Here is a 25,990-nt window from a genome sequence, read left to right as displayed (position 1 = left end):
AGACCGCAGGGACCACCGGCTCAGCCGAGCCGGGAGAACCAGTCGATGGTCATCGCCAGGCCCTTGTCGAAGTCGACCGCGGGCTGCCAGCCCAGTTCGGCCCGGGCCAGCGCGATGTCCGGCCTGCGCAGCCCCGGATCGTCGACCGGCCGCTCCACGAAGGCGATCTCCGACGCGGAACCGCACAGCTCGCGGATGCGGCGGGCCAGGTCGAGGATGGTCAGTTCCACCGGGTTGCCCAGGTTGACAGGACCCGGGTGCGTCGCGGCGGCCGCGGCCAGGATGCCGCCGACGGTGTCGTCGACGTAGCACAGCGACCTGGTCTGCGACCCGTCCCCCGCGACGGTCAGCGGCTCACCGGCGAGCGCCTGGGTGACGAAGGTCGGCACCGCCCTGCCGTCCTCGGGCCGCATCCGCGGGCCGTAGGTGTTGAACAGCCGCACGATGACGGTGTCCACGCCCCGGGCGCCGCGGTAGGCGGTGGTCAGCGCCTCGGCGTAGCGCTTGGCCTCGTCGTACTGGCTGCGCGGGCCCACCGGGTTGACGTTGCCCCAGTACAGCTCGGTCTGCGGGTGGACCAGCGGGTCGCCGTACACCTCGGAGGTGGAGGCGAGCAGGAAGCGGGCGCCCTTGCGGTGGGCGAGGTCCAGGGCGTTCGCGGTCCCCTGCGCGCCGGCCCTGAGGGTCTCCAGCGGGTGCCGGGCGTAGTCGTGCGGCGAGGCGGGCGAGGCCAGGTGCAGCACCAGGTCGACCGGGCCTGCCACGTCGAAGGGCTCGCACACGTCGCGGACCTCCAGGGTGAACCCCGGATCGCCGTCGCGCGCACGGAGGTTGCCGGTGCTGCCGGTGAGCAGGTTGTCGACGCAGACGACCTCGGTGCCCTCCTCCCGCAGCCGGTCGCACAGGTGCGACCCCACGAAACCGGCGCCGCCCGTGACGACCGCGCGGCGCACCGGCAGGACCCCGCCCATATCCGTCTCCTTCGTCGTCGCACCGCGTGCCATGGTCAGGACTCCCGCAGCGAGCGGCCGGTCCTGGCCAGGAACACGTCGTCCAGCGTCGGGCGGTGCAGCTCGATGGTGGTCAGCTCGACGCCGACGTCGGCCAGCGCCCGCATGATCCGGGGCATCGCGGTCTCGCCCGCGTCCACCGACAGCCGCAGGTCCCCCTCGTCGCGCAGCTCGGCGGACCGTACGCAGTCCTGCTGGGCCAGCACCTCGGCCGCCTTCGCCGCGTGCTCGGCGACCTCCACGGTGACCACCTCGCCGTCGATCCCGCGCTTCAGCTCGGCCGGGGTGCCGTCGGCCACGATCCCGCCGCCGTCGATGATGGCGATCCGGTCGCACAGGGCGTCCGCCTCGTCCAGGTAGTGCGTCGTCAGGAAGACGGTCATGCCGCCGGTGCGCAGCCGGCGGATCTCGTCCCACATGTGCGCGCGGCTCTGCGGGTCCAGGCCCGAGGTCGGCTCGTCGAGGAAGAGCACCTTCGGCCGGTGGATCACCCCCAGCGCGATGTCCACCCGCCGCCGCTGCCCGCCGGAGTACGTACGGCAGTGGCGGTCGGCGTACGCGGTCAGGTCGAAGGCGTCCAGCGCCGCCTCGGCCCTGCTGTGCGCCTCGGCCCTGCCGATGCCGTACATCCTGGCCTGCAGGACCAGTTCCTCGCGGGCCGTCACGTCGTCCCAGGTGCCGCCGCCCTGGGCGACGTAGCCGATGCTGCGGCGCACCGCCGCCTGGGCGGTGCGCAGGTCGGCGCCGGCGACGACCGCCTCGCCACCGTCGGGCGGCAGCAGGGTGGCGAGCATCCGCAGCGTCGTCGTCTTCCCGGCGCCGTTCGGGCCGAGGAAGCCGAAGATCTCGCCCTCGCCCACCGTCAGGTCCAGGCCCGCCACCGCCTCCACGGTCGTGGCCTTGCGGCGGCGCCCGGTGCGGAAGGACTTCCGCAGTCCCCTGGTCTCGATCATCGAGGCCTCCTTGTCGTGTCGGGATCGGGCGCGGTCAGCGCACCGAGCGGGCGAACAGCCGGGCCGACCACGCGAGTGCCAGCAGCGCGACACCGGCCATCAGCGCCAGGCTCTGCCAGACCGAGGCGTCGCCCGCGTGCCCGGCGAACAGTGCGCGCATGCCGACGACCGCCCGGCTGAAGGGGTTCCAGTCCGAGATCCGGCGCAGCCACAGCGGGGCGAGTGCCAGCGGCAGCAGCGTCCCCGACAGCAGCATCAGCGGCTGGGCGATGTTGTTGACCACCTGGCCGAGCGCGTTGGGGTCGCTGACCTTCAGCGCGATCCCGTAGCTGATCGCCGAGCTGCTCAGGGTGATCAGCGCCAGCAGCGCGTACGCCAGCAGCAGGTCCGTCACGTGCACGAACAGGCCGAGCGGCATGGCCAGGACGACGATGATCACCGCCTGGACGACGAGGACGACCACGTCCCGCAGCGCCCGCCCGAGCAGCAGCGCCGCCCGGCTGACCGGGGTCACCCTGGCCCGCTCGATGACCCCGGAGGCCAGCTCGCCGAGCAGGCCGAAACCGACGTAGAGCCCGCCGCCGAGCGCCAGGGCGACGAGCATGCCGGGTACGTAGATGCGGTAGGCGTCGGTCATCGAGTCGGCGCCCATGGAGGACAGCGCGGGCTTCAGCAGCGGCGCGAACAGCGCCATGTAGACCACCGGCTGGGCCACGCCCAGCAGGATCGACAGCGGCGACCTGGTCAGCAGCAGCACGTGCCGCCGGAAGACCAGCCAGGTGTCACGGAGTGTCTTCATGCCGGTATGCGCTCCCCATCCGTCGAGCCTGCTTCGAGCATTCCTTCGAGGTGCCGGGCCGCGGCCGCCGCGCCGCCCGCGGCGGCGAAGGAGTCGCGTACGCGCCGTGCGGCGGCGCGGTAGGCGGGGTCGTCGAGTACGGCCAGCAGGTCCGCGCGCAGCTGCTCGGGACGGACGCCGGCGAACCTGACCCGGCGCCCGGCGCCGGTCGCGGCGACCCGGGCGGCGTTGATGGGCTGGTCGCCCTTGATCGGTGCGACGACCAGCGGCACCCCGTGGGCGAGCGCCTCGCACACGGTGTTCAGGCCGCCGTGGCTGACGACCGCGTCCAGACGGGGCATCAGGTCGAGCACCGGAGCCCGGGAGCGGACCAGGACGTCGCCCTGCGGCGCGTCGGGGACCGTACCGTCCGGTGCCACCACGATCGCCTGGACGTCGCGGCCCAGCGGGCGCAGCGCCTCGACCACCCGGGCGTGGAAGTCCTGCGCCAGGTCCATCGACAACGTGCCCACGGTGACCAGGACATGGCGGCGCCCCGGGTCCAGCCAGTCCCACGGGAAGGCGGTGTCGGGCGCGCGCCGGGCCAGCGCGGGGCCGACCAGGACGGCGTTGTCCGGCCAGTCCAGCGGGCCGTTCAGGGCGCTGCCGGTGAAGGCGATCAGCAGGTGCGGGGAGAAGCGCAGGTCGTGCGGCGGCGCACCGGCCATACCGGCCGCGGTCCAGGCCGCCGCCATCTGCCGCTGTATCCACGCCTCGACCTTCGGCAGCGCCCGGTAGGGCCGGGTCAGCTCCATCGTGGTCGGCGCCAGGCTCGCCCAGGGCAGCCCGGCGCGGTGCGCGGCGATCGCGCCGGCCACGGCGTGCTGGTCCACCGCGAGGACGTCGGGCCGGAAGGCGGCCACCGCCCGCTCGATGCCGGGCAGGGTGGCCTTCGCGTGCGGGACGACGTAGCCCTCCCAGCGCGACCTGGCCGCCGCCATGCCCCGGTCGGCCTGGCCGCGGTGCGCGCGCAGCGGGATCGGGGCGATCGCGGCGTCCGGGCCGAGCACCGGCCGCAGGAAGGACTCGGAGCCGGCCCACAGCACCTCGTGCCCGCGCGCGACCAGCGCCGCGGACACCGCGGCCATCGGGTGCACGTGGCCGGTCAGCGGCAGCGAGACGAACAGGTAGCGGCCCATCAGCGGCCGTCGGCGGGCGCCGGCCCGCTGTCGCGGGAGCCGCCCGCGTCGTCGCTGCGGTGGGCGGCGACGTAGCCGGCCACGTCGGCGACGGTCAGCTCGACGATCTCGTCGATCTCCAGGCCCGAGACGTACGCCGCCAGGTCGACGCCGTCACCGTAGCGGTCGCGCAACGCCAGGCTCCACGCGGCCAGTTCGTGGCTCTCGACCAGCAGGTCGCCGTCGATCCTGGTGCCGGGGACGACGGAGTCGAGCCAGGCGCCGTCCTCGCCGACGATGCCCCGCAGCAGGTCGGCGACCGGGCGGATCAGCGCGGCCGCCGCCGCGTCGCCGGGCTCGGGCCTGGTGGCGCGGACCGCCCCGTAGGTGACGACGCCGGTGTCGAAGCCCTTCTTCATCAGCGGCCCCGCGTGGAAGAAGCCCAGCACGTCCACCCCGCGCTCGCGGGCCAGTTGCCGCATCACGGTCCTGCCCTGCTCGAACCGCCTGATCTGCGCGAAGGACGGGTCCCAGGAGTTGGCGACGGCCGAACTCCAGTCCACCGAGGCGACGTCGGCGAAGCCGGCCGCGGCGGCCTGCCGCTCGTGCTCCTCCAGGGAGGAGAAGTCGGGCATCACCTGGTGCTGGAGTATCTGCCGTACGAGGTCCTGCTCGGCGTCGTCCAGCTCGCCCTCGCGCACCGACCAGGTGGCGACCGCCAGGGTGCCGCCGGGCCGCAGCAGGCGCATCGCCTCGGCGAAGAAGGCCGGCCGGTCGGGGAGGTGCATCAGGCTCTCCAGCGCCCAGACCACGTCGAAGGACGCGTCGGGGAACCCGGTGGACAGGGCGTCCAGCTGGTGGAAGCGGGCGCGGCCGGCGACCCCGGCGGCCTGCGCCTTCTCGTTGGCCCTCGCCGCCTGCCGGGCGCTGAGCGTGACGCCCTCGACGGTGCAGCCCATCGCCCCTGCCAGATGCAGTGCGGGGCCGCCGATGCCGCAGCCGACGTCCAAGACCCTCGAACCCGCGGGGACGCGGGCGAAGTCGACCAGCTCGCGGACCAGCCGGTCGGTGGCCGCGTGGCGGTCGGCGCCAGTGACACCGGGCACCTCTCCCGGGTCCCAGAAACCGTGGTGGACGTGTTCACCCCACAGGTCCTCGTACAGATCAAGAGTGATGTCGTAGTAGCGCTCCACGGCCGTGTTCAGGCCGGCGCCGGTCCCAGGTTCCACTGATGGCCAATCCTCGAATGCTGGCAGGAATGCGGAATACGAAGGCAGCACGAATAGAGCTGTCGGCTCGGACCGGTGAGATCCGTGAATTGGTCTCGTCCACAAGGGCATGCGAAGGGTAAATGTTGCACCCCCGGAGGTCGGGGGTGAGTGCATGACGGAGTGCGTGAACAAGTACGTGATACGTGAACGTGTGCGTGAACGCGTGCATGAGCGTGTGCGTGAGCAGGTACGCCGAGCGGTACGTGGGAAGCGCGCAGGAGGGCGCGAAGAGCAGGCCGTGGGGGGTGTACGCGAGGGAAAAAGGACCGCCTAGCCGTGAGGGGTGGCTAGGAGATCACCTACGAGTGGTACAGGCGTGCTGGGCTGGCAACTCTCTGCCGGATCACGGCAGTTGGCCAATTGGCGCCATGCTAGCGAAGGGTGTTGCCCTCGTCAATGCGGGGAATTTGTGCCCTGTGTGACTCATTGATACGCCAGAGATTATTGGGAAGTTGTGCCCGTCAGGCGGGGTCTTGACAGCGATGAATTCAGAGTTGAAAGTTCGGCGTGAGAATTCGGTCGCTCTTTTGGTCGCGTCGGGAAAGAGGTTCTGGCCCTTCATGAAGGCTGCATCGACAAACCAGCAGAAGAGCGGCCCGGCGCCCTCGCCGCCCGACTCCTCATGGGTGGACGACGTGTTGCTCGCCGGCCCCGGCGCCGATGTCTGCCTCGTCTTCGACGCACCGGTCAGCAGGGACGGGCTGCGCCGCCTGGTCGCGGAGCGGCAGGCCGCGCTCATCGCGGCGGGCCTGCGCGCCGGCGGCACGGCCGCGCTGTGCCTGGCCCCCTCGCCCGCGCTGGTCTCCAACCTGCTGGCGGGCTGGCGGATCGGGGCGCAGGTCGCGTTACTCGACCACCGGCTCACCCCGTTCGAGACCGAACGGGCGCTGGGCCGGCTGGAGAGCCAGGTCGTCGTGTCGGCGGAACCGGTCGGCGGCGGTCCCGCCCGCGGCTTCTACGCCCAGCGCGACACCGCCCGCGCCCGCCCCGGCAGCCCGGCCCGGACCCCGCACGCCCTGGTCCAGCTCAGCTCGGGCTCCACGGGACCCTCGAAGATCATCGGGCGCACCGCGGCCGACCTGATCGCCGAGATCGGCAGGTACGCGCGGATGGACGGGGTGCCGCGGGCCGGCGAGCGCATCGTGTCGATGGCGTCCATGGTGCACGTCCTGGGCCTGGTCGGCGGCCTGCTGCACAGCCTGCACGCCGGGGTGCAACTCGCCTTCCCCGCGCGGATGACCGGCGAGGGGATCCTCGCCACGGTGGCCGCCGGGCCGCAGCCGACCACGCTGCTCGGCGTGCCCTTCCACATCGAACTGCTCAGCTGGGTCGCCAACCCGCCCCCGCTGCCCCAGCTCACCGGCATGACCACCGGCGGTGAACTGGTCAGGGCGCAGGTGCACGACGCCTTCGTGGACCGCTACGGCATCCGGCTCGGCAGCATGTACGGGATGACCGAGGTCGGCGTCATCGCCACCGACCTCTTCGGCGAGCACCGCCCGGAGGTGACCCCGGCGCCCGGCATCACCGTCAGGGAGTCCCGCGGCGAGCTGCTGGTCGCCACCGAGCAGTCGCCCTACCTCGGCACCCGTGACGCGTCGCGCTGGTCCGGCGGCTGGCTGCACACCAGGGACGGCGGCACCGTCGACCCCGACACCGGCCGGGTCCGGGTGCTGGGCCGGCTCGACTCGCAGGTCTCGGTGGGCGGGCTCAAGGTCGACCTCACCGAGGTCGAGCACACGCTCGCCGCGCTGCCGCAGGTCGCCGACGCGGTCGTCGTCTTCGGCACGTCGATCGAGGCGTACGCGGTCCTGCGCGAGGCCGGCACCGGCCCCGCCGTCGAGGCGGGGCTCGCCGAACGGCTCGCCGCCTACAAGCGGCCCCGGCTGCTGCACTTCGTCGACCGGCTGCCGCGCACCGCCACCGGGAAGCTGCTGCGCGACCAGTCCGCCCTGCGGGCCGCCGCCCGCGATCCGCACCGTCCGTCCGACCGGCAACAGGCCACCAGGGAAGGGAATCCGCGCGATGTCCACTGAGGAGATCCGAGCGTTTGTGCTCACCTCGCTGACCGAGATGAACTACAGCGTCGCCGGTGTCGACGACGACACCCCGCTCGGCCCCGCCGGCGTCGACCTGGAGTCGCTCTCGCTGGCGGAACTGGGGATCAGGGTCGAGGAGCGCTTCGGCGTGATGTTCGAGGAGGACGAGGCGGAGCTCCTCGGCACGATGACCGTCGGCGAGTTCGGGGCGGCGCTGGCCGCGCGGATCGCGGCGATGCCCGCTGCGGGCGCGGGCCAGTGAGCGACGTGCCTGCGGGCGGTTCGGCGCCCGCCGCGCCCGGTCCAGGTGCAGGTCCTGGTCCCGGCGGCTCCGGTCCCGGCTCCGGCTCCGGTCCCGGTCCCGGTCGGGAGGAGATCGTGGCGATCCTCGCCGCTTTCGGCGACCGGCCGCCCGAGGAGGTGCCCGAGGGCATCGACTCGATGGAACTGGCGTGGCTGGTCCACCAGATCGAGCAGCGCTACGGCGACAGCGTGGACGACGAGGCGATGTCCCGGATGACGACGGTGTCCACCGCGCTCCAGGTGCTGGCCGAACTCCGCTCCGGGCCGGGTGCGTTGGAGCCCGGCGGCGCCGGGGGCGGGCGGTCGGTGTGAGGGCCGTCGGCGGGCGGGGGAGGGGGTGAGCGCGATGGCCGGGGTACGGCGAGGCCCTGAGGATGTCGTCGTCACCGGGGCCGAGGTGCTCAGCGCCTTCGGGGACGGGGTCGGTCCTGTGCTCGGCGCCGCCCTCGACGGCAGGCCCGGCTTCGCGCCCGTGGAGCGCTTCGGCGTCACCGGGCGGCGGACCGTCCATGCCGCCGCGCGCCCCGGAAACCCGGTGCTGGCCGACGAGTTGGCCCGGATCATCGACCACGCCTGCGACGAGGCGGGCCTGAGCGCCGCGCAGCGCGGCGGCTGCCCGCTGCACCTGGCGGTGCACGGCGATCCCGCGCTGCCGCGGGTGCCCGGGGACGAGCGCGCCGGCCACGGTGCCGACACGTTCGCCGGCGCCGTCGCCCGCCGCGCCGGGCTGTCCGGCGCGGCGCGCGCGTACACCTCGGCCTGCGTGGCGTCGAGCACCGCAGTGGCCGACGCGGCCGCGCTGGTCGCCCGGGGGCGGGCGGAGCGGATCGTGGTGGCGGCCGGATATCTGGTCGAGGCCGACCAGTTCGCCGTCTTCGACGCGGGCGGGGCACTCGCCCGCGACGGTCGGGTACGCCCCTTCAGTGCCGGGCGCGGCGGGCTTCTGCTGGGCGACGCCGTGGTGGCGGTGGTGGTCGAGTCGGCCGCCGCCGCCCGGCGGCGGCGGGCCACGCCGCTGGCCCGGCTGTCCGGGTGGGGGCGGGCCGGCGACGCCCACCACGTGTGCAGGCCGCGGCCCGACGGCGCCGGCCTGGCCCGCGCGATGGACGACGCGCTGGCCCGCGCGAACCTGCGGCCCGAGGACATCGGCTACGTCAACGCCCACGGGTCCGGCTCGCCGGCCGGCGACGCGGCGGAATCCGCGGCGCTGCACCGCGTGTTCGGCGAGGACGCCGAGGCCTTACCCGTCAGCTCCACGAAGTCCGTGCACGGCCAGGCCCTGGAGGCCGGCGCGCTGCTCGAACTCATCGTCTGCATGGCGGCGTTGCGCGCCGGCCGGCTCCCGGTCAACTCCGGCTACCTCGGCCCCGACCCGGACTGCCGCCTCGGCCTGGTCCTCGACCGCGCGGCGCGCACCACCTCGGCGTACGCCCTCAGCCTGACCACGGCTTTCGGCGGGGCCAACACCGCACTCCTGGTGGGCACGCCATGACCCTCGCGCCCCCCGGCAGCCTCGCGCTGCGCGCCGAATCCGCAGGCCTGCGCGTCCTCGCCTCATCAGCCTGGCCCGAATCCCCCACCGACCGCGTCCCCCCTCCGATCCCGGGCTTCGTGATCTCCACCTTCAGCCCCCTGACGGCGGCGACGGCGAACCGCTGCTTGTCCCGCGCGGCGGCTGCGGCTGCTTCTGATCGGCCTTCGGCCGCGGATCCTGCGGCTGTGCATGCGGCCGGTGGTGCCGGCCATGTACCCGCGGTTCGCGCGTCGCTAGCACCTGCGGCGGCTGCCGTGCCTGCCGCGTCCGCGTCTGCGGCTGGTCGGCCTTCGGCTGCGGCAGCTGCCGTGCCTGCGGCGGCTGCTTCTGGTCGGCCTGCGGCCGCGGATCCGGCGGCTGCGCCTGCCGGCGCCGGCGCCGGTGAGGTGCGCGCGGTCGGCGCGGTGCTTGCGCCTGCGGCGGCTGACGTGCCTGCCGCTGGTGGTGCCGGTGATGTTCGCGCGGTTCGCGCGGCGGCTGCGCCTGCGGCGTCCGCGGCTGGTCGGCCTTCGGCCGCGGATCCTGCGGCTGCGCCTGCCGGCGATGTACCCGCGGTTCGCGCGGCGCCCGCGCCCGCCACATCCGTGGCGCCCGCGCCCAGCGCGTCAACCGCTGCCGCGCACGGTGCGGCGCCCGCGCCTGCGGCGCGAGGGGTTGGCCGCGGGGGGAGGACGGGAGTCGTCATCGTCAGTGCGCTCGGGGACCTGGCCGGGGCCGTGCATGTCGCAGAAGTCGTCGACGGCGGGGGGCGGCCGGGGCCGTTGATGTTCTTTCAGGCGGTGCCGAATGCCGTGGCCGGGCATGTGGCCGCGCGGTGGGGGCTGGAAGGGCCGGTCGTGTGTGTCGCGGGCGGGGGGATCGAGGTGGCCGGGGTGCTGATCGAGGACGGGGACGCCGACGAGGTCCTGGTCGTGCGGGTCGAGCAGGGCGGTGCAGGGGATCGGGCCGAGGCCGTGCTGGTCGGCGCGGGGGCACCCACGAGCGAAGGGGAACGGCTGTGACACGTGGCGCGGACGTCGTCGTGACCGGGATGGGCATGGTGACCCCGGTGGGCACCAGTGCCGCCGAGGTCGTGGCGGCGATGAGCGAGGGGCGGTCGGGACTCGGGCGGCCGCCGGCCGGGAGCCTGCTGGAGGGGAGCCTGGACGTGGCCGCCTTCGGGCCGCCGATCGACCCGGAGTCCGTCCTGTCGGGACCCGAGACCCGCGTCGTGGACCGCTACATCGTGATGGCCCTGCGGGCGGCCGCCGACGCGCTGGCCGACGCGGGCATCGAGGTGGGCCGGGACGTCGACCCGTACCGGATCGGGGTGATCCTGTCCGGGACCGGCGGCCTGGCCACGCTGGAGGCGCAGGTCGTCACCAGGACGCAGCGCGGCCGGCTGGGCGTCAGCCCGTACCTGCTGCCGGGCATGCTGCCGAACATGGGCGCGGCCCGTATCGCCATCCGGCACGGCATCCGCGGCTACAGCTCGTCGATCGCCACCGCCTGCGCGGCCGGGGCGCAGTCGATCGGGGAGGGCCTGCGGCTGCTGCGCGCGGGCGAGGCGGACGTCGTGGTGGCCGGGTGCAGCGAGGCGCCGCTCTTCCCGACGCTGGCCGACACCTTCAACAACGCCCGTGCCCTGGCCCGCGGTTGGGCCGACGACCCGACCGGCGCCAGCCGCCCCTTCGACCGCCGCCGCAACGGCCTGGTGCTCGGCGAGGGCGCCGGCGTCCTGGTCCTGGAGCGCGCCGAGCACGCGGACGCGCGCGGCGCGGCCGGCTACGCGGGCGTCCAGGGCTGGGGCGCCACCAACGACGCCCACCACCCGACCACCCCGCACCCCGAGGGCGAGGGCGCCGCCGCGTGCATGCGGCTGGCCCTGGCCGACGCGGGCCTGGAGCCCGCCGACGTCGGCTACGTCAACGCGCACGGCACCAGCACCAAGATCGGCGACCGCGCGGAGGCCCTGGCGATCCGCCGGGTCTTCGGCGCCGACGCCCCGCCGGTGAGCGGCACCAAAGCGGTGACCGGGCACATGCTCGGCGCCTCCGGCGTGGTCGAGTCCGCGGTCGCCGTCCTGGCGCTGCGCCGCGGCCTGCTGCCGCCGACCCACAACCTGGACGACCCGGACCCGGCCTGCGACCTCGACCACGTCCGCAAGAGCCCGCGCCCGGCCCCGCGTATCGGCCACGTGATGTCGAACTCGTTCGGCTTCGGCGGCCACAACGTCAGCCTCGTCTACGGCATGCCGGGCACCCGGCTGACCCGCACGGTCTGACGACCCCGAGAGAAGGAGCGGAAATGGACTACCTCGGCATCGATCATGTCGAGTTCTACGTGGGTGACGCGCGCCAGGCGGCGTTCGTCCTGTGCTCCGCGTTCGGCTTCCGCCTGTGCGGGCAGGGCGGTCCCGAGACCGGCATGCCGGGCCAGCGCAGCCTGCTGCTGGGCCAGGGGGACTGCCGGGTGCTGCTCACCTCGGGGCTGCGGCCCGACCACCCGGCCGTCGACTACGTCTCCCGGCACGGCGACGGCGTCGCGGTCGTCGCGTTCGGCACCAGTGACGCCAGGTCCGCGTTCGCCGCGGCCGTGGCGGGCGGCGCGACCGCGATCGACGCGCCGCGGACTCACGAGGGCAAGGACGCGTCCGTGCTGACCGCCACCGTCTCCGGCTTCGGCGACGTGTCGCACCGGCTGGTCGAACGGCACGGCGCCGACGGGGACTTCCTGCCCGGCGCGATCGAGATGCTGGACGGGCCGCCGCCGGAGGACCCCGACCTGCTGCGGACCATCGACCACGCCGCGGTCTGCCTGGAGCCCGGCACCCTGGACGCCACCACCCGCTTCTACCAGCAGGCCTTCGGCTTCGACCTGATCTTCGAGGAGTACATCGAGGTCGGCGGCCAGGGGATGTTCTCGCAGGTGGTGCAGAGCCCCGGCGGCGGCGTCACGCTGACGCTGATCCAGCCGGACCTGAGCCGCTCGCCGGGCCAGATCGACGACTTCCTCGCCTGGCACGCAGGCCCCGGCGTCCAGCACCTCGCGCTGGGCAGCCAGGACATCGTCGCCGCGGTCGACGCGCTCGGCGGGCGGGGCGTCGGCTTCGCGCCCACCCCCGGCAGCTACTACAGCTCGCTCGACGGCCGGCTCGGGGCCGTCGACCTCCCGGTGGAGCGGCTGCGGCCGCGCGGCATCCTCGTCGACCGCGACCACTGGGGGCAGATGTACCAGATCTTCGCCAAGTCCCTGCACGTGCGGCGGACGTTCTTCTGGGAGCTGATCGAGCGGCACGGCGCCCGCACCTTCGGCACCAGCAACATCCCCGCCCTGTACGAGGCCAAGGAACGCGAGCTGGCCGCCGTACGCGAGACCACGCAGGCGGGCCTGTGATGACCGGCGACGCGCCGGCGGGCGGCGACCCGCGCTTCGCGCTCACCGACGAGGAAGCCGCCCTGCTGCCGGACGACGACGACGTCGCCTTCTACGCCCGGCACGGCTGGTTCCTGACCAAGAAGCTGCTGGCCGACGCGGAGGTCGACGAACTCCTCGCCGCAAGCGAGGGCTACTACGCCGGCGAGCGCAGCCGCACGCTGCCGGTCCGCCCGCCGCGGCTGGCGGCCTGGCAGCCCTCGGACGGACCCGTCCAGCGGCACAACGACTACGTGCACGTCGAGAGCGACCCGATCGCCCGCATCCTGCGCAAGCCGCTGATCGGCGCGGTCGCCGCACGCCTGGCGCAGGCCGCGGAGATCCGGGTCTTCCAGTCGACGCTGATCCTCAAGCCGCCCGTCGAGGGCGAGCCCAGCAACATCGTGCCCTGGCACTTCGACAAGCACTACTGGTCGACGTCCACCTCCGAGCGGATGCTGACCGCGTTCATCCCCTTCCACGACTGCGATGAGGAGATGGGCACCCTCACCGTCGTCGACGGCAGCCACCAGTGGAAGGAGACCGGCCGCGAGGACTCGATGACCAGGCACTTCGCCGACCGCGACAACGACGACCTGGAGCGGGTGCTCGCCGAGAACGCCGCCTACAACGGCGCCGAGATCCGCAAGGTGCCGCTGGTCATCCCCAAGGGCCACATGAGCTTCCACCACTGCCTGACCTACCACGGCAGCGGCGCCAACCGCAGCGGGCGGCCGCGCCGCGCGATCTCCTTCCATCTGCAGGACGGCGGGAACGAGTACCGCAGGTTCGCGCTCAGCGACGGCAGCCCGGCCGCGTACAACCACGACGTCCTGGTGCGGCGACTGCCCGACGGCCGCCCCGACTACGCCGACCCCGCCTACTGCCCGGTGCTGTGGCGCGCGGACCGGCCGTGACGGCGGCGGCGGAACCGTCGGGGCTCTACCGGACCGTCGCCCTGATCAGGGGCTTCGAGCAGCGCGCGGTCGAGCTGGTGCGCGACGGGGTGATCCGCGGCGGCATCCACCCCTGCACCGGGCAGGAGGCGGTCGCCGCGGGGACCTGCGCCGCGCTCCGCCCGGACGACGTGATCACCAGCACCCACCGCGGGCACGGCCACGTACTGGCCAAGGGCGCGGACCCGGCCCGCATGATGGCCGAGCTGGCCGGCCGCAGCACCGGGCTCAACCAGGGCCGCGGCGGCTCGATGCACGCCGCCGACTTCGCCGCGGGGGTGCTGGGGGCCGACGCGATCGTGGGCGCCGCCGTACCGATCGCGGCGGGCGCGGCCTGGGCGATGCGGCAGGCCGGCGCCGACCGGGTCGCGCTGGCGTACTTCGGCGACGGCGCGGTCAGCCAGGGGGTGGTGCTGGAGAGCTTCAACCTGGCCGCGCTGTGGCGGGTCCCGGTCGTGCTGGTCTGCGAGAACAACGGCTTCGCCACGTCCATGCGCCCCGCGGACACCATGGCCGGCACGGTCGTCGGCCGCGCGGCGGCCTTCGGCATCCCGGCGGCCGTCGTGGACGGCATGGACCCGCAGGCGGTGCTCGACGCCACCACGGGGGCCGTCGAGCGCGCCAGGTCGGGCGGCGGACCCACGCTGCTGGAGTGCGTCACCTACCGCTTCGACGCCCACCACACCTGGGAGCACACCGCACGCCCCCGCTACCGCACCGACGAGGAGGTGGCCGCGGGCACCGCCCGCGACCCGCTGGAGATCCAGGGCGCCCGCATCCCCGCGGCCACCCGCGCCACGATCGACGCCGAGACCGCCGAACTGCTCGACGAGGCGGTGCGCTTCGCCCTCGCAGGCCCGCACCCCGACCCGGCCACCGCCCTCGACCACCTGTACGCCACCGGGCTGCGGCCCAGGGCGGGGGCGCTGTGATGCCCAGGCTCTCCTACCTCAAGGCGCTCAACCGCGCGATCGGCGACGAGATGGAACGCGACCCGGCCGTGTGCGTCCTCGGCGAGGACATCGGGGTGGCCGTCACCTACGCCACCGCGGGGCTGCTGCGCCGCTTCGGCAGGGACAGGGTGCTGGACACGCCCATCTCCGAGCAGGCCTTCACCAGCTTCGCGACCGGTGCGGCGATGGCCGGGATGCGCCCGCTGATCGAGTTCCAGATCCCGGCGCTGCTCTTCCTGGCCTTCGAGCAGATCGCCAACCAGGCTCACAAGTTCTCCCTGATGACCGGGGGCCAGACGCGGGTGCCGGTGACGTACCTGCTGCCCGGCTCGGGCTCCCGGGACAGCTGGGCGGGCCAGCACTCCGACCACCCGTACAGCCTGTTCGCGCACGTCGGGGTCAAGACGGTGGTCCCGGCGACCGCCACGGACGCGTACGGGCTGCTGGTGACGGCCATCAGGGACGACGACCCGGTGGTCGTGTTCGCGCCGTCCGGCGCGCTGGGCGTGCGCGAGGACGTCGACCTCGCCGGGCTCGCCCCCGTACCGCTCGGCTCCGCCCGCATCCACCGGGCGGGCACCGACGTCACCGTCGTGGCGGTGGGGCACCTCGTGCACGACGCGCTGGCGGTCGCGGACGAGCTGGCGGGGACGGTGTCCGTCGAGGTCTTCGACCCCCGCTCGCTGCACCCCTTCGACTGGGCCGGGCTGGCCGCGTCGCTGGAGCGCACGGGACGGCTGGTCGTGGTGGACGACTCCAACCGGTCCTGCGGCATCGGCGCGGAGATCGTCGCCACGGCGGCCGAGGAGATGCGGCTGGTCGCGCCGCCGCGCCGGGTGACCCGGCCGGACGGCGCGGTGCTCCCCTTCGCCCGCGAGCTGGACCTGGCCTGCCAGCCCACCAGGTCCCAACTGCGGGCGGCGGTCGAGAAGTCGGTGGGTGCGGGATGAGCCGGACGGCCGGCCCCGCACCCCGCACGAGGGCAGGGCTACACGAAGGAGGAACGCTGTGACCGGCACCAACATCCGGGCCAGGCTGGCCGCCGACCCGCAGCTCGGCGCGGGCAACGTCCTGCCCAAGCTGTTCGAGCACGGGGCCGACCCCGAAGGGCCGGGCGCCGCCTTCGACACCCCGGTCGACGGGTACCCGGCCTGGCAGCAGCTGACCCTCGGGCAGCTGCGCGAGCGCGTCGCGGCCAGGGCGGCCTGGTGGCAGGCGAACGGCATCGGCCCGCGCGACCCGGTCGCGATCTACGTGTCGAGCGCGGCGGACTGCCTGCTGAACTTCCAGGCGCTGGCCTGGCTCGGCGCGATCCCCGCGCTGATGAACCCGTACCTGCCCGGCGACATCGCCGCCGAGTACATCCGCAGGCTGCGCGGGGTCGCCCTGGTGGCCGACCCCGAGCACCGCGCCCGGCTGGCCGGCCAGGACCTGGGCCTCGCGCTGTACGCGGACGCGGCGGACGTCGGCACCGGGGACCCGTCAACGGCGCCGGCGCCGTACCGCCACCACCCCGACGACCCGATCGCGATCACCCACTCCTCCGGCACCACCCGGATGCCCGCGGCGGTGGTGCACTCCAGCGCCAGCCTCTTCGCCGCCACCCGGCTCTTCCGGCTCTCCGCGCCCCGCGCCCGCGGCGCGGAGCGGATACTCAGCGCGCTGCCCGCCGCGCACGCGGCCGGCATCTCGGCGCTGAACATGGCGCTGTGCCTGCGCAGCGACCTGCTGCTGCTGTCCACGCAGAACGACGGCCCCGCGGTGGTGCGGGCCATCGAGCGCTGGAAGCCCAGCGGAGTGCTCGGATTCGCCGCCACCTGGACCCAGTTGGCCCGGGAGGACCTGTCCGCGCACGACCTGGACTCGGTGTCGCTGTGGTTCAACACCGGTGACTGCGCCCACGAGCCGCACATCCGCCGCCTGGTCGCGGTCGGTTCGCGCGAGACGGTCACCCGCGAGGGCGTGCGCCGCACCCCGGGCTCCAGCTTCGTCGACGGCCTCGGCTCCACCGAGATGGGCCACTCCGCCTTCCACATCACCCACACCGCGGCGACCGAGCGCTACGGGCGCTGCGTCGGCGTGCCGCACGGCTTCGCCGACGTGGCGCTGCTCGACACCGCCACCGGCGAGGAGGTGCCGGTCGGCGAGGTCGGCCAACTGGGCCTGAAGGCACCGACGCTGGCCCCCGGCTACTGGAACGACTCGGCGGCCACCTACCGCAACCGGCTGGGCGGCTACTACCTCACCGGCGACCTGTTGTACCGCGACGAGGAGGGCTACTACTTCCACGTCGACCGGGCGGTGGACGCGGTGGACCTCGGCGGCGAATGGCTCTACACGGCCATGACGGAGGAGCGCATCCTCGCCCGCTGCCCCGACGTGCACGACTGCACGGTGGTGTCGACGGACGTCGGCGGGCGCGTCGTCACCGACGTCCTGCTCGCCCTGCACGCCGGGGCCGACCCGGCCGCCGACCGCGCGCCGGCGATCCGTGACGCGCTGACGGCCGCCGCGGCGGCGACCCTGCGCCAGGTCGTCGTCATCTCCGAGGCCGACCTGATCACCGGGCCGACCGGCAAGGTCCGCAAGTTCCTGATGCGCCAGCGGCATCGCGCCCAGACGGCAGGGGTCTGAGATGGGTGACGTGGGAGCGGCGCCGGTGGCCGCGCCGGTGCTCGCGGACCGGGTCCTCGTCGACTTCGCCGGCGAGGGCGAGGGCGTGGACGAGATGTCCTGGGGCATGTGGGAGATCTGGCAGGCGATGGTCCGGCAGCGCAGCGCCCTGCCGATCGGCGGCCGGGCGCCGCTGGAACCGGGGACGACCATGGCCGACGTGGTCGCCGAACTGCGCTACCTGATGTGCCGGTTCCACTCCATGCGCACCCGGCTGGTCTTCGACGCGGCAGGGCGGCCCACCCAGCAGCTCTTCGCCCGGGGCCGGATCGCGCTCGACGTCTACGACGCGGAGCCGGACGCGGACCCCGACGCGGTCGCCGCCGCGGTGGAACAGCAGTACCGGGAGCGGGAGTTCGACTTCGCCGGGAGCTGGCCGGTCCGGATGGGCACGGTACGGCAGCACGGCCGGCCCACCCACCTGGTGACCGTCATGCACCACCTGGTCACCGACGGCATGGGCGGCGCGGTCATGCTCCGCGAGGTCAGGGCGCGGGAGAGCGCCCCGGTCAACGGCATGCAGCAGCTCGACCAGGCCCGCTGGCAGGGCTCACCCGCGGGGCAGCGGCAGAACGCGCGGGCGCTGCGCCACTGGGAGGGCGTGCTGCGGGCCGTGCCGGGGCGGCAGCTGCCCGGCCCCACCGACCCGCGCAGCCCGCGCCACTGGGGCGCCGTGTTCCGCTCGCCGGCGCTGACGGCGTCCCTGCCGGCGATCCTCGCGCGCACCGGCGCCGACATGCCCGCCGTGCTGCTGGGGCTGTACGCGACGGCGCTGCACCGGGCCACCGGCATCAACCCGGTGGTGGTCAGGCCGGTCGTCAACAACCGCTTCAGGCCAGGGCTCTCGGAGGTGGTGTGCATGCTCGCGCAGGCGGGCGTCAGCGTGCTCGACGTGGCGGGTGCCACGGCCGAGGAGGCGATCGGGCTGGCCAGGCGCAGCAGCATGTCCGCGTACAAGCACGCCTACTTCAACCCCGAGCACCTGGTCGAGCTGATCGAACGGGTCTCGCGGGAGCGCGGCGAGGACGTCACCATCGGCACCTACCTCAACGACCGCAGCACCTACCGCCCTTCGCCGGACGCCCCGCGCCCGGCCGCGCAGGACCTGCGCGCGCTCCGGGCGGAGACCGGCTTCACCTGGATCGCCCGCGAGGACATCCAGACCGAACGCTTCTTCGTCCACGTCGACGACGCCCCCGACGGCCTGTTCTTCGAGATCCGCGCCGACACGCACTACATCTCCCCGGCGGCGACCGAGTCGTTCGCCCGCGCGATGGAGGCGGCGGCGATCGAGGCGGCTTCCGCCGCTCCGGCGCAGGGCGGTCCGGGGGCGGCCGGAAGCCCGGTTGCGGCTGCCGCGGCGGTGGTCGGCGCGGTCGGCGCGGTCAACGTGGCCCTGGATGCGGCGGTCGGCGGGGACGCGGGCGGTCCGGGCGGGGTGCCCGCGGAGGGCGTTCGTGCGGATGCGGCGAGGTGACCGCGCTGGTCGGGGTCGCCGCGTGGGTGCCGCCCGGGCGGGTGGCGATCGAGGAGCCCGCCGGGCGGCTCGGGCTGAGCGGGATGCAGGTGAAGATCTTCCGGCGGTACCACCGGCTGGGCGAGGTCGCCCGCGATCCGGACGGCGAGCTGCGTGACCTGCTGCGCGCGGCGCTGGAAAGGCTGGACGCGCTGCGCGGGCGGGAGCACCTGGTGCGGTACGTGCTGCACGCGCGGACCTTCCCCACCGTCGTGCCCTACCCGCACGACCCGGTACGGCAGGTGTGCGAGGAGTTCGGGCTCGGGCACGCGGCCGTCTTCGCCGTCGGCCACCACGCCTGCGCCTCCGGCCTGCTGGCGCTCGACGCGGCGGGCCGGCTGCTCGCGGCGGACGGCGACCCCGAAGGCCTCGCCCTGGTCCTGACCGGCGAGAAGGCCTTCACCGCCGAGGCCCGGCTCGTCCCCGACACCTCCTTCTTCGGCGAGGGCGCCGCGGCCTGCCTGGTCGCCGCGCAGGGCGAGCGCGACCGGCTGCTCGCCTACGCCACCGAGCTGCGCGGCGACTTCGACACCGACGACCCCGAAACGGCCCTGGAGTTCCAGCGGGTGTACGCCGACGAGCTGGCCTCGGCGATCACGGCCGCGGTCGCCCGCGCGGGCCTGGCGATGGAGGACGTCGGAGTGATCCTGCCGCACAACGTCAACCGCGTCGCCTGGCACCAGGTCTGCCGCACTCTGGGCTACCCGCGCGAGCGGGTCGTGCTCGACAACGTGGCCACCACCGGCCACGTCTTCTGCGCCGACAGCTTCGTCAACTACCGCACCGCGCAGGACCGCGGACTGCTGCGGCAGGGCGAGCCGTACGTGATGGCGGCCGCGGGCGCCGGCCGCGGCGCGACCTTCTCCGCCATGGCCTTCGTGCACTGAACGGACGTCGACCCCCACCCCCCACCCACCGAAAGGGACCACCGATGACGGAGCAGGACACCGCCGCGAGCGCCGTCGACCCGGCGCTGCGCGACCGCCTGGTCGACAGCATCCGCGACCTCCTCCCGCAGGTACTCAAGCGCGAGGTCACCGGGGTCACGGCCGACACCGCGCTGATGGACGCGCTCGGGCTGAGCTCGACCACCGGCCTGGAACTCGTCCTCGAACTGGAGGAGCGCCTCGAACTGGAGATCAGCGTCGAGGAGCTGGGCCGCGACGACTTCGGCACGGTCGGCTCGCTCGCCGAGTACGTCGCGGGAAACCTGCTCACGGAAGCGTGATGATGCGGACCTTCGTGCCACACGGCGCCGCCGCCGCACTCCCCGCGGGCTGGGGAGTGCGCAGGACCGCACGGCTGGCCTTCCCAGGACCCTCGGCCCTGGCCGCCGACCCCGCCCACACCGAGCGGTTGCGGGTCTACCTCGCCGACCTGCTCCAGCCATACGGACTCGCCCTGGACGAGGCCGCGTTGGCGCGCGGCGGGCAGTCGTACGGCGAGATGGCCGAGGCGCTGATCGCGCAGGCCGTCCCGCCGGGGGAGTCCGTGGACCTGCTGGTCCTGGCCTACTCCGTACCCGACATCACCCCCGGCCGCGCCACGACCACCTGGCTCAGCCACCTCTGCCCGGGCACCCCGATGGCCCTGGCCGTCAGCGACCAGGGGCCGGCGGCGGCCTTCACCGCGCTGCGGCTGATCCAGGCGTACGCCGCCGGTGCGGGCCTGTTGCGCGCGCTGCTGCTGGTCGTCGAGCAGGACGCGCTGCCCTACGACCCCGGCGTCCCGGTCGCGCTGCCGACCGGCTCGCACGGTGTGGCCCTCCTGCTCGGCCCACCCGCTCCGGGTGAACGCACCGCCACCATCGGGGCGTTGACCACCTCAGCGGCCCCGGGCCGCCCCGGTGCGGAGGCGCTCGCCGGCGCCGGCGGCGCGCACGTGCCGGTGACCGCGATCGTCGGCCCGGCGCTCCCACCGCCCCCTGGCGCGCACCGCGTGCGTACCGCTGACGCCGGGCGTCCCACCACCGGCGTCTGGTGGGAGCTGGCGGCCGAACTCGCCGCCCCGCCGCCCGGCCCGCACCGCCTGGTGCTCGCCGACCAGGCCACGGACCGGGGCACCGTGTCCCTCGCCGCCTTCGACGTGGCCGCCGCGGTGCGCCACGCCGCGACCGCGGGCCGGCGCCCGTGACGGCCCGGGAGGCGCAGGCGGCGCCGGCGACGTCCCCGGTGCCGCGTCCCGCCGTCCTCGGCGACTACGAGACCGCCGCCCGGGGGCGGCTCGACGGGCGGGTGTGGGACTTCGTCCAGGGCGGCGCCGAGAGCGAGCGGACCGTCGGGGACAACCGGCGGGCCTTCAGCCGGGTGACGCTGCGGCCGCGGGTGCTGGTGGACGTGTCCCACTGCGACACCGGCACGGAACTGCTCGGGGCGCGGCTGCGCACCCCGCTGGGCATCGCGCCCACCGCCTACCACCAACTGGTCCATCCCGAGGGCGAGGTGGCCACCGCCCGGGGCGCAGGGGCGGCCGGGGCGCTCTTCGTGGTCAGCATCTACGCCAGCCACACCCTGGAGGACATCGCCGCCGCGGCGGCCGCGCCCCTGTGGCTCCAGCTCTACTGGCTGCGCCGCCGCGACCTGCTGGCCGAACTCGTCGGCCGGGCCGCGGCCGTCGGCTACCGCGCGATCGTCCTGACCGTGGACGCACCCCGGTTGGGCCGCCGCCACCGCGACGCGCGCAACGGCTTCGCGATCGGCCCCGGCATCCGCGCCGCCAACCTCGACCCCGCGGTGATGACCGCGGCCCACCTGCCGGGCACCGGGCGCTCGGCGCTCGCGGATCACGCGGCCGAGGCCGTCGACCCGTCGGTGACCTGGTCGGACCTGGCCTGGCTGCGGGAGCGCAGCGACCTCCCGCTGGTGCTGAAGGGCATCCTCACCGCCCAGGACGCCGCGCTCGCGGTGCGCCACGGCGCCGACGCGATCGTCGTGTCCAACCACGGCGGCCGCCAACTCGACCGCACACCCGCCACCTTGGACGCGCTGGCCGAGGTGGTGGACGCGGTCGGCGGCGCGGTCCCCGTGCTGCTCGACGGCGGGGTGCGCGGCGGCACCGACGCGTTCGCGGCCCTCGCGCTCGGCGCCCGCGCGGTCCTGCTCGGCCGCCCCGCCCTGTGGGGCCTGGCGGCGGACGGCGCCGCCGGTGTCGCGGGCGTACTCGATCTGGCCACCGAGGAGTTGGCCCACACCATGGCACTGGCCGGACGCCCCGACCTGGGGTCCCTCGACCGGTCGGCGGTGCTGTTACGAGCGGAGAGACGATGACGGTCCAGCTGCGGCGGGACGACCTGCACGCCTCGGTGTCCGACCCGGAGTCGGCGTCGATGAACTTCCTCAACGAGGTCGCCGCGCGCTTCCCCGACGCGATCTCGCTCGCGGCCGGGCGCCCCTACGACGGCTTCCACAGCACCGACGACCTGGAACGCTACCTGCGCGGCTACCTCGCCCACCTCGAAGCGCTCGGCCTCGACGACGAGCAGCGGCAGCGCCGGCTCCTGCAGTACGGCAGGACCAACGGCTACCTGGGCGCGCTCATCGCGCGGATGCTCCTGGTCGACGAGGGCATCGAGGTGCCCGAGCAGGCGGTGATGGTCACCAGCGGCTGCCAGGAGGCCATGGTCATCGCGCTGCGCGGCCTGTGCGCGCGGCCCGGGGACGTGGTGCTGGCCGTCGAGCCCTGCTACGTCGGGCTCACCGGGGCCGCCCGGCTGCTCGGCGTCGAGGTCGTCCCGGTGCCGGAGTCGGCGGACGGGCTCGACCCGGACACGGTGCCCGCCGTGGCGGCCGCGGTCAGGGCCTCCGGGCGGCGGCCGCGCGCCCTCTACCTGGTGCCGAACTTCGCCAACCCGTCGGGGGCCTCGATGCCGGTGGCCGCACGGCGCCGGCTGCTCGACGTGGCCGCCGAGCAGGACCTGCTGATCCTGGAGGACGACCCCTACGGGCTGTTCGGCCTCGGCGACGAACCCCGGCCCACGCTCAAGGCGCTGGACACCGGGCAACGGGTGCTCTACCTCGGCTCGTTCGCGAAGTCCTGCTTTCCCGGCGCCCGGGTGGGCTTCCTGGTCGCCGACCAGACGGTCGTCGACGCGGCCGGCCGCCGCACCCTGCTGGCCGACGAACTGTCCGCGGTCAAGAGCCTCTTGACGGTGAACACCTCGCCGGTGGCGCAGGCGGTCGTCGGCGGCTTCCTGGTGGAGGCCGGGTGCAGCGTACGGGCCGCGGGCAAGGCGAAGACCGCCTTCTACCGGGGCAACCTGCGGGCGCTGCTGGCCGCGTTGGAGACGTCCTTCGGCGACGACGCCCGGGTCCGCTGGAACACCCCCGCGGGCGGCTTCTTCGCCGTCCTCGACGTGCCGCTGACCGTGGACGAGGCGATGCTGGAGACCTCGGGGCGCGAGTACGGGGTGCTGTGGACACCGATGAGCTTCTTCTACGCGCCCGGGTCCGGCGGCGGCCGCCGGTCGATCCGGCTGTCGTGCAGCGCGCTGCCGCCCGAGCGGGTCGGTGAGGGCGTACGCCGGCTGGCCGAGCTGGTCAGGGACCGGGCGGAGCCGCGGTGAGCGCGGACGAGGTGCAGGTGTGGCTGGTGCCCGACGAGCGGTCGGACCGGGTCCTCGCTCACCTGCTCGGCGTCCTGGACGCGGGGGAGCGGCAGCGGGCGGCGGCGTACCGCTCGGCCGACGACCGGCGGCGGTTCGTCGTCGCCCACGGGGCCGTCCGCCACATCGTGGCCGGGCGGACCGGGGCGGCTGCCGCCGAGATCCGCTTCGTGCGCGGCCCGCACGGAAAGCCGGAGGTGGCGGACCCCGGTTCCTGCGTACAGGTCAACCTCTCGCACTCCGGCGACGTCGCGATGGTCGCGGTCACCGCGGGCCGCCGGGTGGGCGTCGACGTCCAGCGGATCGTGCCCGGCCTGGACACGGTCGCGATGGCCCGCCGCTACTTCCCGGCGGAGGAGGCCGAGTTCGTCCGGGCGGCTGCCGACCCCGTGGCCAGGGCGGCCCGTTTCGCCCGCCTGTGGTCCCGCAAGGAGGCGCTGGTCAAGGCCCACGGCGGCCGCCTGACCCAGGGCCTCCGCGTCCCGGTGACCCCACCCGTCGCACCGCCTGGGAACACCCCTGCCGGGGACGCCTGGCCGGCCGGCTACCGCATCACGGACGTCCCGGCCCCACCCGGCTACCGTGCGGCCGTCGCCCTGTCCGGCCTGGCGGACTACCGCGTGACCCCCCGCCGCTGGGCGTCACCGGCGCCGCCCCCGTGACACCCGCACCCGCGCAAGGCCCGCCCACTGACGGGCCTCCCCGCCACCGTGACCCCGCGCACCCGCCGTCCGCCGCGCGCGGGGCAGCCGTGACTCGCCCGGCCAGGGCGCCGGTTGAGCCACGGCCGAGCCCGCCGTCGCGGCATCCGCTGGACCGCCACCCGCCATGCCGCGCCAACCACGTACCCTGCCGCAGCCGCAGCCGCGTTTCCGGCCGGACCCGCACCATCGCCCCCACCACCCGGAGGTTGACGACCATGCCGCTCGACCCGCAGATCCAGGCCATGCGCGACCGGCGTGCCCGAGCCGGGGAGCCGCCGCTCTACGAGCTCTCGATCGAGCAGGCGCGGGCCGCCGACCTGGCCGCGATCCAGGCCGACGCGGGGAGTCCGCGTGCGCTGCACGAGGTCCACGACCGCAAGATCCCCGGCCCCGGCGGGGTGCTGGCGGCGCGGGTCTACCGGCCGAGCGCCGACCCGCAACTCCCCGCGCTGCTCTACTGCTTCGGCGGCGGATGGACGCTGGGCAGCATCGACACCGCCGACGCGCTGTGCCGGTCCCTGGCCGCGGAGGCCGGGTGCCTGGTGGTCAGCGTCGGCTACCGGCTCGCGCCCGAGCACCCGTTCCCCGCCGCGGTGCACGACTGCCACGCCGCCCTGCGCTGGGTCGCCGCGCACGCCGGCGAGATCGGCGCAGACCCGGCCCGCCTCGCGGTCGGCGGCGACAGCGCGGGCGGCAACCTGGCGGCCGCGATGACGCTGCTGGCCAGGGCCGCGGGCGACGTGCGGCTCGCCGGCCAGCTCCTGGTGTACCCGAACACCGACCAGTCGGCCGACGACGCCTCGATGCGCGCCAACACCGACCCGTGGCTGTTCAACCACCGCTCGGTGGCCTGGTACGCCCGCCACTACCTCGCCGACCCGGCCGACGCCGCCGACCCGCTGGCGTCCCCGCTGCGTGCCGCCGACCTCGGCGGCCTGCCCCCGGCGCTGGTCATCACCGCGGAGTACGACCCGCTCCGCGACCAGGGCGAGGCCTACGCCCGCCGCCTCGCGGCGGCCGGCGTCCCGGTGGAGCTGACCCGCTACCCGGGCATGGCGCACGGCTTCTTCGCCATGGCCGGCACCGTCGACGCGGCGACCACCGCCACCCGCCAGGCGGCCGCCTTCCTCCGCGCCTGCTTCACCAGTCCGAAGGACTAGCGCAACTTCTCACCCAGCCAGTCAAGTTGGCGGCGGGTGTGCAGCGCCTCGCCGCCCTCGTGGTGGTTGAACGGGTAGACGTGGACGGTGCGGTCCGCGGAACCGTAGTGGTTGCAGGCGGCGAAGACCGTGCTCGGCGGGCAGATCGTGTCGCGCAGGCCGACGCCCACGTGGACGGGGGCCGTGGCGCGGCGGGCGAAGAGGACGCCGTCGACGTAGGACAGGGTCCTGCGGACCTCCGCCTCGGCCTCGCGGTTCACCGCGAGGTAGCGGACGATCTCGCCGTACGGGTCCGCGTCGGTCATGTCGATGGCGCGCTGGATGTGGCACAGGAAGGGCGCGGAGATCATCAGCGCCGCCAGGTCCGGGACGAGGCCCGCGACCGCGAGGGCCAGGCCGCCGCCCTGGCTGTTGCCCACCGCGGCGACCCGCGCGGGGTCGACGCCCGGCAGGGCGCGGGCCGCGGCGACCGCGCGCACCGCGTCGGTGATCAGCCGCCGGTAGTAGTAGTCGTGCGGCGAGCGTATGCCGCGGGTCGCCACCCCAGGACCGCCCAGGGCGCCGCCGCCCAGATCGGGGGTGTCGCCGCCGTTGCCGTACAGGTCGCCCTGGCCGCGGCTGTCCATCAGCAGGTGCGCGTAGCCGGCCGCGGCCCAGGTCAGCCGCTCGTGCGGCAGGCCGCGCCCGCGCCCGTAGCCGAGGTACTCGACGACCGCGGGAAGGTCCGCCGTGGCGCCGCGCGGGCGGGTGAACCAGCCGCGTACCGGCTGCCCTTCGTAGCCGGCGAAGGCCACGTCCCAGGTGTCGACCAGGCTCAGCCCGGCGTCCACCGGTGTGGCGTCGAGCAGCACCGGGCCTGCGTCCGCCTGCTTGAGCGTGCCGTCCCAGAACGCGTCGAAGTCGTCGGGCTCCGGCACCTCGGGGGCGTACCGCTGCAACTCGGCGAGCGGAAGGTCGAACAGGGCCACG

25 protein-coding genes are annotated in these 25,990 nt (G+C 74.7%); 19 read left to right on the top strand and 6 right to left on the bottom strand.

The features are described 5' to 3' along the window. Positions 1–20: 20 nt before the first annotated feature. Genes NFU81_RS35590 through NFU81_RS35570 form a run of 5 tightly spaced genes read right to left on the bottom strand, consistent with a single transcriptional unit; the run spans position 21 to position 5,148 of the window. Entirely contained in the window at positions 21–1,004 is a 984-nt protein-coding gene (locus NFU81_RS35590; RefSeq protein WP_251499724.1) for an NAD-dependent epimerase/dehydratase family protein, read from the bottom strand. A 2-nt stretch (positions 1,005–1,006) separates the two neighbouring features. After that, the gene (locus NFU81_RS35585; RefSeq protein ID WP_251499722.1) at positions 1,007–1,963 is read right to left on the bottom strand and encodes an ATP-binding cassette domain-containing protein; all 957 of its coding nucleotides are present in this window, start codon (positions 1,961–1,963) and stop codon (positions 1,007–1,009) included. Positions 1,964–1,997: 34 nt separating this feature from the next. Then, positions 1,998–2,762 carry an ABC transporter permease gene (locus NFU81_RS35580; RefSeq protein WP_251499720.1) on the bottom strand — a complete coding sequence of 255 codons (765 nt, stop codon included), beginning with the start codon at positions 2,760–2,762 and terminating at the stop codon, positions 1,998–2,000. Continuing rightward, complete coding sequence (locus NFU81_RS35575) at positions 2,759–3,940, bottom strand: glycosyltransferase (protein WP_251499717.1); 1,182 nt, start codon at positions 3,938–3,940, stop codon at positions 2,759–2,761. The genes NFU81_RS35580 and NFU81_RS35575 overlap by 4 nt, the downstream gene beginning before the upstream one ends. Continuing rightward, complete coding sequence (locus NFU81_RS35570; protein ID WP_251499714.1) at positions 3,940–5,148, bottom strand: methyltransferase domain-containing protein; 1,209 nt, start codon at positions 5,146–5,148, stop codon at positions 3,940–3,942. The genes NFU81_RS35575 and NFU81_RS35570 overlap by 1 nt, the downstream gene beginning before the upstream one ends. Positions 5,149–5,750: 602 nt before the next feature. Between NFU81_RS35570 and NFU81_RS35565 the strand changes: the two genes are divergently transcribed. The 19 genes from NFU81_RS35565 (at position 5,751) to NFU81_RS35475 (ending at position 25,021) form a co-directional block, all read left to right on the top strand. Further along, positions 5,751–7,226 (top strand): class I adenylate-forming enzyme family protein, encoded by a 1,476-nt coding sequence (locus NFU81_RS35565; RefSeq protein ID WP_251499712.1) that lies wholly within the window; start codon positions 5,751–5,753, stop codon positions 7,224–7,226. Then, entirely contained in the window at positions 7,216–7,491 is a 276-nt protein-coding gene (locus NFU81_RS35560; RefSeq protein WP_251499709.1) for an acyl carrier protein, read from the top strand. The genes NFU81_RS35565 and NFU81_RS35560 overlap by 11 nt, the downstream gene beginning before the upstream one ends. Positions 7,492–7,607: 116 nt before the next feature. Beyond that, positions 7,608–7,844, top strand: a complete 237-nt coding sequence (locus NFU81_RS35555; RefSeq protein ID WP_251499706.1) for an acyl carrier protein — start codon at positions 7,608–7,610, stop codon at positions 7,842–7,844. 34 nt (positions 7,845–7,878) lie between these two features. Beyond that, entirely contained in the window at positions 7,879–9,024 is a 1,146-nt protein-coding gene (locus tag NFU81_RS35550) for a beta-ketoacyl synthase N-terminal-like domain-containing protein (protein ID WP_251500132.1), read from the top strand. 821 nt (positions 9,025–9,845) lie between these two features. Beyond that, a complete protein-coding gene (locus NFU81_RS35545) occupies positions 9,846–10,067 on the top strand; it encodes a hypothetical protein (protein ID WP_251499704.1) in 222 nt (73 codons plus the stop codon). Continuing rightward, positions 10,064–11,329: a beta-ketoacyl-[acyl-carrier-protein] synthase family protein gene (locus NFU81_RS35540; protein ID WP_251499701.1), complete on the top strand. Its 1,266-nt coding sequence runs from the start codon at positions 10,064–10,066 to the stop codon at positions 11,327–11,329. The genes NFU81_RS35545 and NFU81_RS35540 overlap by 4 nt, the downstream gene beginning before the upstream one ends. Positions 11,330–11,352: 23 nt before the next feature. Then, positions 11,353–12,441, top strand: a complete 1,089-nt coding sequence (gene hppD / locus NFU81_RS35535) for a 4-hydroxyphenylpyruvate dioxygenase (RefSeq protein WP_251499698.1) — start codon at positions 11,353–11,355, stop codon at positions 12,439–12,441. Continuing rightward, complete coding sequence (locus NFU81_RS35530; RefSeq protein ID WP_251499696.1) at positions 12,441–13,376, top strand: phytanoyl-CoA dioxygenase family protein; 936 nt, start codon at positions 12,441–12,443, stop codon at positions 13,374–13,376. The genes hppD and NFU81_RS35530 overlap by 1 nt, the downstream gene beginning before the upstream one ends. Continuing rightward, the gene (locus tag NFU81_RS35525; protein ID WP_251499693.1) at positions 13,355–14,347 is read left to right on the top strand and encodes a thiamine pyrophosphate-dependent dehydrogenase E1 component subunit alpha; all 993 of its coding nucleotides are present in this window, start codon (positions 13,355–13,357) and stop codon (positions 14,345–14,347) included. The genes NFU81_RS35530 and NFU81_RS35525 overlap by 22 nt, the downstream gene beginning before the upstream one ends. Next, complete coding sequence (locus NFU81_RS35520; protein ID WP_251499691.1) at positions 14,347–15,318, top strand: alpha-ketoacid dehydrogenase subunit beta; 972 nt, start codon at positions 14,347–14,349, stop codon at positions 15,316–15,318. The genes NFU81_RS35525 and NFU81_RS35520 overlap by 1 nt, the downstream gene beginning before the upstream one ends. A 58-nt stretch (positions 15,319–15,376) precedes the next feature. Further along, a complete protein-coding gene (locus NFU81_RS35515; protein ID WP_251499688.1) occupies positions 15,377–17,002 on the top strand; it encodes a class I adenylate-forming enzyme family protein in 1,626 nt (541 codons plus the stop codon). A gap of 1 nt (position 17,003) precedes the next feature. Continuing rightward, positions 17,004–18,518 carry a condensation domain-containing protein gene (locus tag NFU81_RS35510; RefSeq protein ID WP_251499685.1) on the top strand — a complete coding sequence of 505 codons (1,515 nt, stop codon included), beginning with the start codon at positions 17,004–17,006 and terminating at the stop codon, positions 18,516–18,518. Further along, positions 18,515–19,444: a 3-oxoacyl-[acyl-carrier-protein] synthase III C-terminal domain-containing protein gene (locus NFU81_RS35505; RefSeq protein ID WP_251499683.1), complete on the top strand. Its 930-nt coding sequence runs from the start codon at positions 18,515–18,517 to the stop codon at positions 19,442–19,444. The genes NFU81_RS35510 and NFU81_RS35505 overlap by 4 nt, the downstream gene beginning before the upstream one ends. A gap of 44 nt (positions 19,445–19,488) precedes the next feature. Then, on the top strand, positions 19,489–19,785 hold the full coding sequence (locus NFU81_RS35500) for a phosphopantetheine-binding protein (protein WP_251499680.1): 297 nt from the start codon (positions 19,489–19,491) through the stop codon (positions 19,783–19,785). Next, positions 19,785–20,690: a hypothetical protein gene (locus NFU81_RS35495; RefSeq protein WP_251499678.1), complete on the top strand. Its 906-nt coding sequence runs from the start codon at positions 19,785–19,787 to the stop codon at positions 20,688–20,690. Before NFU81_RS35500 ends, NFU81_RS35495 begins: the two co-directional genes overlap by 1 nt. Next, positions 20,687–21,823, top strand: coding sequence for an alpha-hydroxy acid oxidase (locus tag NFU81_RS35490; protein ID WP_251499675.1), 1,137 nt, complete (start codon positions 20,687–20,689; stop codon positions 21,821–21,823). The genes NFU81_RS35495 and NFU81_RS35490 overlap by 4 nt, the downstream gene beginning before the upstream one ends. Continuing rightward, positions 21,820–23,118 (top strand): aminotransferase-like domain-containing protein, encoded by a 1,299-nt coding sequence (locus NFU81_RS35485; RefSeq protein ID WP_251499673.1) that lies wholly within the window; start codon positions 21,820–21,822, stop codon positions 23,116–23,118. Before NFU81_RS35490 ends, NFU81_RS35485 begins: the two co-directional genes overlap by 4 nt. Further along, positions 23,115–23,819 (top strand): 4'-phosphopantetheinyl transferase family protein, encoded by a 705-nt coding sequence (locus NFU81_RS35480; protein ID WP_251499670.1) that lies wholly within the window; start codon positions 23,115–23,117, stop codon positions 23,817–23,819. The genes NFU81_RS35485 and NFU81_RS35480 overlap by 4 nt, the downstream gene beginning before the upstream one ends. Positions 23,820–24,076: 257 nt before the next feature. Next, positions 24,077–25,021: an alpha/beta hydrolase gene (locus tag NFU81_RS35475; protein WP_251500130.1), complete on the top strand. Its 945-nt coding sequence runs from the start codon at positions 24,077–24,079 to the stop codon at positions 25,019–25,021. On the opposite strand, the gene NFU81_RS35470 is transcribed toward NFU81_RS35475, so the two are convergent. Beyond that, a complete protein-coding gene (locus tag NFU81_RS35470) occupies positions 25,018–25,989 on the bottom strand; it encodes an acetylxylan esterase (RefSeq protein WP_251499668.1) in 972 nt (323 codons plus the stop codon). The genes NFU81_RS35475 and NFU81_RS35470 overlap by 4 nt on opposite strands. Position 25,990 lies beyond the last annotated feature (1 nt).

This window comes from Actinacidiphila cocklensis (assembly GCF_907177275.1).
In the GTDB taxonomy this organism is placed as follows: Bacteria; Actinomycetota; Actinomycetes; order Streptomycetales; family Streptomycetaceae; genus Actinacidiphila; species Actinacidiphila cocklensis.
The sequence above is the reverse complement of the archived record's forward strand: the minus strand, read 5'-3'. Positions and strand labels throughout refer to the sequence as shown.

What these genes read in the sequence shown, in the direction of transcription:
- NFU81_RS35475 (WP_251500130.1), top strand. Translation starts at nt 24,077, where the DNA reads ATGCCGCTCGACCCGCAGATCCAGGCCATGCGCGACCGGCGTGCCCGA.
- NFU81_RS35585 (WP_251499722.1), bottom strand. Translation starts at nt 1,963, where the DNA reads ATGATCGAGACCAGGGGACTGCGGAAGTCCTTCCGCACCGGGCGCCGC.
- NFU81_RS35580 (WP_251499720.1), bottom strand. Translation starts at nt 2,762, where the DNA reads ATGAAGACACTCCGTGACACCTGGCTGGTCTTCCGGCGGCACGTGCTG.
- NFU81_RS35485 (WP_251499673.1), top strand. Translation starts at nt 21,820, where the DNA reads ATGACGGTCCAGCTGCGGCGGGACGACCTGCACGCCTCGGTGTCCGAC.
- hppD (WP_251499698.1), top strand. Translation starts at nt 11,353, where the DNA reads ATGGACTACCTCGGCATCGATCATGTCGAGTTCTACGTGGGTGACGCG.
- NFU81_RS35575 (WP_251499717.1), bottom strand. Translation starts at nt 3,940, where the DNA reads ATGGGCCGCTACCTGTTCGTCTCGCTGCCGCTGACCGGCCACGTGCAC.
- NFU81_RS35495 (WP_251499678.1), top strand. Translation starts at nt 19,785, where the DNA reads ATGATGCGGACCTTCGTGCCACACGGCGCCGCCGCCGCACTCCCCGCG.
- NFU81_RS35530 (WP_251499696.1), top strand. Translation starts at nt 12,441, where the DNA reads ATGACCGGCGACGCGCCGGCGGGCGGCGACCCGCGCTTCGCGCTCACC.
- NFU81_RS35510 (WP_251499685.1), top strand. Translation starts at nt 17,004, where the DNA reads ATGGGTGACGTGGGAGCGGCGCCGGTGGCCGCGCCGGTGCTCGCGGAC.
- NFU81_RS35590 (WP_251499724.1), bottom strand. Translation starts at nt 1,004, where the DNA reads ATGGCACGCGGTGCGACGACGAAGGAGACGGATATGGGCGGGGTCCTG.
- NFU81_RS35520 (WP_251499691.1), top strand. Translation starts at nt 14,347, where the DNA reads ATGCCCAGGCTCTCCTACCTCAAGGCGCTCAACCGCGCGATCGGCGAC.
- NFU81_RS35560 (WP_251499709.1), top strand. Translation starts at nt 7,216, where the DNA reads ATGTCCACTGAGGAGATCCGAGCGTTTGTGCTCACCTCGCTGACCGAG.
- NFU81_RS35500 (WP_251499680.1), top strand. Translation starts at nt 19,489, where the DNA reads ATGACGGAGCAGGACACCGCCGCGAGCGCCGTCGACCCGGCGCTGCGC.
- NFU81_RS35550 (WP_251500132.1), top strand. Translation starts at nt 7,879, where the DNA reads ATGGCCGGGGTACGGCGAGGCCCTGAGGATGTCGTCGTCACCGGGGCC.
- NFU81_RS35565 (WP_251499712.1), top strand. Translation starts at nt 5,751, where the DNA reads ATGAAGGCTGCATCGACAAACCAGCAGAAGAGCGGCCCGGCGCCCTCG.